This window comes from uncultured Maritalea sp. (genome assembly GCF_937139385.1).
Lineage (GTDB): Bacteria > Pseudomonadota > Alphaproteobacteria > Rhizobiales > Devosiaceae > Maritalea > Maritalea porphyrae_A.
The window spans coordinates 1-6,342 of sequence record NZ_CAKZPW010000142.1 but is presented as its reverse complement, the minus strand read 5'-3'; the positions used below and the strand labels follow the sequence as shown (position 1 = coordinate 6,342).

The 6,342-nt window shown below is 50.0% G+C and carries 6 protein-coding genes; 4 read left to right on the top strand and 2 right to left on the bottom strand.

Annotated elements, in window-relative coordinates; genetic code table 11:
- The 4 genes from Q0231_RS05835 to gabD form a co-directional block, all read left to right on the top strand.
- On the top strand, positions 1-910 hold a 910-nt coding region (locus tag Q0231_RS05835), incomplete at its 5' end, for a tetratricopeptide repeat protein (protein WP_299346218.1).
- A 29-nt stretch (positions 911-939) separates the two neighbouring features.
- Positions 940-1,950 carry a putative sulfate exporter family transporter gene (locus tag Q0231_RS05830; RefSeq protein ID WP_269392406.1) on the top strand — a complete coding sequence of 337 codons (1,011 nt, stop codon included), beginning with the start codon at positions 940-942 and terminating at the stop codon, positions 1,948-1,950.
- A 40-nt stretch (positions 1,951-1,990) separates the two neighbouring features.
- The gene (locus tag Q0231_RS05825; RefSeq protein WP_299346214.1) at positions 1,991-3,271 is read left to right on the top strand and encodes a 4-aminobutyrate--2-oxoglutarate transaminase; all 1,281 of its coding nucleotides are present in this window, start codon (positions 1,991-1,993) and stop codon (positions 3,269-3,271) included.
- A gap of 2 nt (positions 3,272-3,273) precedes the next feature.
- The gene (gabD, locus tag Q0231_RS05820) at positions 3,274-4,755 is read left to right on the top strand and encodes an NADP-dependent succinate-semialdehyde dehydrogenase (protein WP_299346221.1); all 1,482 of its coding nucleotides are present in this window, start codon (positions 3,274-3,276) and stop codon (positions 4,753-4,755) included.
- Positions 4,756-4,784: 29 nt separating this feature from the next.
- Here the strand turns inward: gabD and Q0231_RS05815 are convergent, their stop codons facing one another.
- Both Q0231_RS05815 and Q0231_RS05810 read right to left on the bottom strand, forming a co-directional pair.
- Positions 4,785-5,480, bottom strand: coding sequence for a type 1 glutamine amidotransferase (locus tag Q0231_RS05815; protein ID WP_299346211.1), 696 nt, complete (start codon positions 5,478-5,480; stop codon positions 4,785-4,787).
- Positions 5,481-5,489: 9 nt separating this feature from the next.
- A partial coding sequence (locus Q0231_RS05810) for a 2Fe-2S iron-sulfur cluster-binding protein (RefSeq protein WP_299346208.1) occupies positions 5,490-6,342 on the bottom strand: 853 nt, incomplete at its 5' end.

Sequence of the window (6,342 nt, the reverse complement as noted above, 5' to 3'; positions counted from 1 at the left end):
CTCTACCCGAGACCGGCCTGCACGCGTCATGTCTCATTGGTCAGAAGCTGACCCAGAATATTCCTACATTTTGGGCATGCAGGCTTTTGGCATGGAAGAAGCGGGGCATTACCAACAAGCCGAGGCGAGGGCGCTGCAATGCGTTTCCCTAAATCCAAAAGACACCTGGGGTGTTCACGCCTTGGCCCACTGCTACGAGATGCAGGGCAAGACCAAGAACGGCATCTCATTTATGCAAGACTGCGAGGACAAGTGGGCAAATAATAACTATTTGTCGATCCATAATCGCTGGCATTTGTCTTTGTATTGGATAGAAAACTGCGAGTTTGAAACCGCTCTACAAATGCACGACCAATATATGGCTGTTAGCCCGCAATCAGAAATGATGGACATGCATGATTCAGCAGCATTGTTGTGGCGCTTACATTTGGACGGTGTGGATGTGGGCGAAAGATGGGTGCCTGCTGCCAACAATTACGAGAATTATCTGGACCAAGCCTATATGCCGTTCAATGATATGCATGCCATGATGTCCATGGTCGCCACTGGACGCGACCAACAAGCAGACAAGTTGGTTGCGGCGCTGGAAGACAATTTAGACGGCTCGACAGCAAGCTCCGACATTATCAAACTGGCGGGCCTTCCAATCGTCAAGGGCATTCGAGCCTTCGGGCGCGCAGATTACGAAACGGCGAAAACCCTTTTAGCAAACGCACGTCATAACGCGCACATGATTGGCGGCTCCATTGCACAGCGTGATGTGATCAATCTCACTTTGTTGGAAGCAGCCATTCGATCTGGCGACCAATCTATGGCAAACGGATTACTAGCCGAACGTACTTTGATGAAGCCATCATCGCCCCTTAGTGACATGTTCGGTGCACGGGCAAACGCCGCCGTTGCAGACTAGCTGAACTCAATCAAATTGGATTGTCCCTTGTGAAAAATGACCTCCCCAAGATCGCGCGCGATCGTTTCCAAACTTTGCTGCCTGGCATGGTGCTTTGTGCAACGATTGCCATGGCAGCAACTTTTTTGGGCACGAACTACGGCGCACCAGTAATGCTGTTTGCGTTGCTTTTGGGTATGGCATTCAATTTTGTCGACGAAACCGGCAAATTCATGGAAGGGGTTCAGTTTTCCTCAAAAACAATTCTGCGGATTGGTGTCGCTTTTCTGGGTGCTCGGATTACGATCAATGAAGTGCTCAATTTGGGAGCTATGACAACGGTCATTGTCATAGGGGGTTTGGTATCCACAGTCTTACTTGGTCTTGTTTTGGCAAAAATGCTTGGCAAAACCAAATGGTTTGGCTTGCTCACGGCCGGCTCTGTTGGCATTTGTGGGGCGTCCGCCGCCTTGGCAATCAGTTCGGCTTTACCAAAGTCTGAGCAAACCATCGTCGAGCGAGACACGATTTTTACTGTTGTTGCAGTGACGTCTTTGAGCACGATTGCCATGATCGTCTACCCATTGATTGCAAGCGGGTTTGGGCTGAACGAGATACAGGCGGGTGTGTTCTTCGGTGCCACCATTCACGATGTGGCGCAGGTGGTTGGCGCCGGGTACACAGTGTCGGATCTAGCAGGTGAAACTTCAACTGTTGTTAAACTCATGCGGGTCGCCATGCTGGTGCCCGTCGTTGCCATCATCAGCATCATTGTCGCCAATCGAAAACCAGCGGCGGACAAAAAAATTAATCGTTTCCCGCCCTTCTTGGTTGGTTTCGTTGCGCTGGTCATCATCAATTCATTTGGCTGGATTCCGCCGTTTGCAGCTGACGTTTTTACGGGACTTTCAAAATGGGCGTTGGTGGCTGCAGTGGCAGGACTTGGGGTGAAAACATCTTTGAAAGAATTGTTTGAGGTCGGCCCCGCCGCAATGATCATGGTGGTCGCTGAAACGATCTGGATTGCGGGATTTGCCTTGCTTGTTCTGACGTATTTCTAAGCTCGCGGCACGCGCCGCGCCTTAAATGTGGAGACCTAAAATGGAAGATCTAAATCAAGCGCTCTTGCAGCGCCGCGCTACCGCTTTGCCAAAAGGGGTTGGATTGATGAACCCGATCTTTGCAAAAAGCGCGTTAAACGCAGAAGTTGTGGATCAAAACGGCGACCGATATATCGATTTTGCAGCCGGTATTGCGGTTGTAAACACCGGCCATCGGCATCCAAAGATTGTTGAGGCAATTACGGCCCAACTGGCCCAATTTACGCACACTTGTCATCATGTATTGCCTTATGAAAACTACGTGCATTTGGCCGAGCGATTAAACAATTTGGTGCCAGGTGACTTTGAGAAAAAGACGGCCTTTGTGACTACCGGGGCAGAAGCCGTTGAAAACGCGATAAAGATCGCCCGCGCACACACAGGGCGCACCGGGGTGATCGCTTTTAGCGGGGGTTTCCATGGCCGAACATATATGGGCATGTCGCTTACGGGCAAGGTTGCGCCCTACAAAACGAAATTCGGGTCAATGATGCCCGATATCTACCATGCGCCTTTCCCAATTGAGGTACATGGTGTGTCCGTTGCAGATAGTTTGGCCGGGATAGAGCGGATATTCAAAAGTGAAATTGAAGCGACGCGTGTTGCTGCGATCATTATTGAGCCAATCCAAGGTGAGGGCGGGTTCTATCCTGTTCCTCAAGAGCTTATGGATGCTTTGCGAAAGTTGTGCGATCAGCAGGGCATGGTCCTGATTGCGGATGAAATCCAAACGGGTTTTGCACGCACCGGAAAACACTTTGCCATGGAGAACTACGGCATCGCAGCTGACCTGACATGCATGGCCAAGGGGCTTGCCGGAGGGATGCCACTAGCTGTAGTCACAGGACGCGCCGACATAATGGATGCTCCGGAACCAGGCGGGTTGGGCGGCACATATGGCGGTAACCCTTTGGCGATTGCTGCAGCGCATGCTGTTTTGGATGTAATTGAAGAAGAACAATTGTGTGAACGCGCAATGCAAATGGGCGCGCTGTTGCAAGAGCGCTTAAAAAACATCTCAAAAGACGTCTCCCAAATCGCAGACGTGCGCGGCGTGGGCATGATGGTGGCCGTTGAGTTTAACGACTTGAATGGGCAACCTGATCCAGCATTCACAGCAAAGGTGAAAGACCTCGCGCTGGCGAACAAGCTGGTCTTGCTCACTTGTGGTGTGTACGGCAATGTCATTCGCTTTCTTGCCCCACTTACAATTGAATCTGAGCTTTTTGAAGAAGCCATGGACATCCTCGAACAAGCGATCAAAGAGGCGGCAGCACAATGAGAATGGGCAAGTCAAAGAACATTATTCCAATGCTCAAGGATGGAAGTTTGGTCAAAAGCCAAGCGTTCATCAATGGGCAATGGGTTGACGCTGATGGTGGCGCGATCATCACCGTACAAAATCCGGCCTGTGGCGACACAATCACCACTGTGCCCGACTTGGGTGTCAAAGAAACGCGATTGGCCATCAGTTTTGCTCAGCAAGCCCAACGAGAATGGGCGAAGAAAACCGGCAAGCATCGCGCAGAAATATTGATGAAATGGTATCACCTGTTGGTCGAAAATGCCGATGATCTTGCGGTAATCCTAACCGCAGAAATGGGCAAACCACTCGCCGAAGCAAAGGGCGAAATCCTTTACGGAGCGAGCTTCATCCAGTGGTTCGCCGAAGAAGCAAAACGCATCTATGGCGACACGATCCCCGGCCATCAAGAAGACAAACGCATCGTCGTGATCAAGCAACCAATTGGAGTTGTTGCATCAATTACGCCGTGGAACTTCCCCAACGCCATGATTGCGCGAAAAGTGGGCCCGGCGCTAGCGGTAGGTTGTGCTGTGGTCGCGCGGCCAGCATCTGAAACACCGCTGTCGGCTTTGGCGATGGCAGAGTTGGCACAACGCGCCGGTTTACCGGATGGGCTGCTCAACATCATAACGAGTTCAAAAGCATCTGAAGTTGGCCAAGAGCTGTGCAGCAATCCGATTGTGAGAAAACTCACATTTACGGGTTCAACCCAGGTTGGCCGAATATTGATGCGGCAATGCGCTGATGACATTAAGAAAATCAGCTTGGAGCTTGGCGGCAATGCCCCCTTCATTGTGTTTGATGATGCCGATCTGGATTCAGCAGTCGAAGGTGCCATGATCGCCAAATACCGCAATAACGGTCAAACGTGTGTTTGTGCAAACAGAATATATGTCCAAGACGCCGTTTATGACGCTTTCTCTCAAAAGCTGGCTGAAGCGGTGAGTAAACTCAACGTCGGTAATGGTCTTGAAGAAGGAACAAGCACCGGCCCCTTGATCGATGAAAAAGCGGTCAAAAAGGTCTCAAGCCACATCGCCGACGCAGTAGCGAAAGGCGCAACTGTGTTGGCAGGCGGTATGCGACATAAAAAAGGTGGCACGTTTTTTGAACCAACAGTACTAACCAATGTTGACAAATCGATGATGGTCGCGCGTGACGAAACTTTTGGCCCCGTCGCGCCCTTGTTCAAGTTCAAGGATGTTGATGATGTAATTGCCCAAGCAAATGACACAGAATTCGGCTTGGCTTCTTACTTTTATGCCAACAATCTGTCCCGCGTCTGGAAAGTCGCAGAGGCTTTGGAATACGGCATGGTGGGCATCAATACCGGACTGATCTCCACCGAGGTTGCGCCGTTCGGCGGCATCAAACAATCTGGCTTGGGGCGAGAAGGGTCCAAGTACGGAACGGACGACTATTTGGAGACAAAATATCTGTGTTTCGGCGGTATTGAATAGCAATAAGGGGCGCAGCAAGCGCCCCTTATTCACCCAGCTTTCAGCGTGCGTTCTTTGAAGAAGCTAGTAATTTGAGCGGCCATTTTTTCTTGATCCAGACCTTCATCAAAATGGGCGCGCGCCTCTTCGATCAGGGGTTGGGGCAAGCTGTCTTTGCGGTATTCCATCAAATCTTTGCCAAATGCAGTGTCAAACTCGGGATGAGCCTGCATCGTGAAAGCCGTGTTGCCATAACGTACGAAAGCGTTTTGGCAAAATGGCGAACTCCCCAAGCATTCTGCATGTTCTGGTAGCTTCGTCACTTGGTCCTGGTGCCAAGCCACAACACGGACCTTTTCATCAAGTGGCGCCGCGAGTGCATAGGCTTGATTGCCAATCGACCATCCCTGATCGTACTTGACGACTTCGCCGCCCATGGCTTTGGCAAGTATTTGATGTCCAAAGCAAATTCCAACAATTGGAACGTCCTTTGCGTATGTTTGTCGCAAAAAGTCTTCAAGTTTGGCAATCCAAGGCAAGTCTTCATATGCACCATGCGCAGAGCCAGTTATCAGCCAGCCATCAGCTTGTGTGGGGGCGTTCGGAAACTCATTGTCCACGACATTATAGGTTTCAAATTCAAACCCATAACCGTCCAAAAGTTTTCTAAACATGCCGTCAAAATCACCATGATTTTCAAGCAGTTCACCAACAACATGGCCTGTTTGCAATATTCCGATTTTCATAGTTCTGACCTACAAATCCAACGTGATATTTTTAGTTGGGGCGGAGCAGCAGATCAAGATATCATCGCCCGCAGGACGCTCCATAGGCTCTGATATATATTCTGTTTCACCAGACAAAAGCTTTGTTTTACAGCTATCACATGTCCCCGCGCGGCAGCTAAAGTCTGGCATCAGGCCATGTTCTTCAGCAAAGTCCAAAAGGTTCTCTAATGAGGGGTCCCAAGCAACTTCAATGCCGGATTTTCCAAATTTTACAATGGGTTGCGTATCGTTAGACGTTGCCATGACACTGTCTCTCTTTGTCTCACTTTGTGTCGCATTTGTTCCAGAACGTTTCAAAACCGTTGCAGGTCCAAAAAACTCATAGTTGATACGCTCTTCAGCGATGCCCAATTCAAGCAGTAACTCAAACATTGCCTGCATAAATGGGCCTGGCCCACAAAGATAAAATGTGTAGTCGTCAACTGGCAGAAGTGTTTGCAGCAACGCCTTGGTGACAACGCCTTCGCTGTCAAACCGCTTGTTGGTTTTGTCGTTTTGCGTAGGCGTTCGGTAAACAAAATGTACGTCCAAATTGTCAGCCGCCTCACATAGGGCGACCAGTTCATCGCGCAGAGCATGAACCTCACCATTTTCGCACGCATGGATGATTCGAGTTTGGCACGTTCCACGTTGTGCCAATTCATGTGCCATCGCAATCAAAGGTGTTTGCCCAACGCCGCCACTCAACAAGACAACAGGCCGATCGCTGTTCCGGTCCAAGAGGAACTTTCCAGTAGGTCCAAATGCACAAACGACATCATTTTCTTTAAGCGATTTGTGAAAATAGGTTGAAACAAGACCGTCAGGATAATTGGTGCCA

Excerpts from the sequence above, each read along its gene's own strand:
- Q0231_RS05815 (WP_299346211.1), bottom strand. The coding sequence starts at position 5,480 with ATGAAAATCGGAATATTGCAAACAGGCCATGTTGTTGGTGAACTGCTT.
- Q0231_RS05825 (WP_299346214.1), top strand. The coding sequence starts at position 1,991 with ATGGAAGATCTAAATCAAGCGCTCTTGCAGCGCCGCGCTACCGCTTTG.
- gabD (WP_299346221.1), top strand. The coding sequence starts at position 3,274 with ATGGGCAAGTCAAAGAACATTATTCCAATGCTCAAGGATGGAAGTTTG.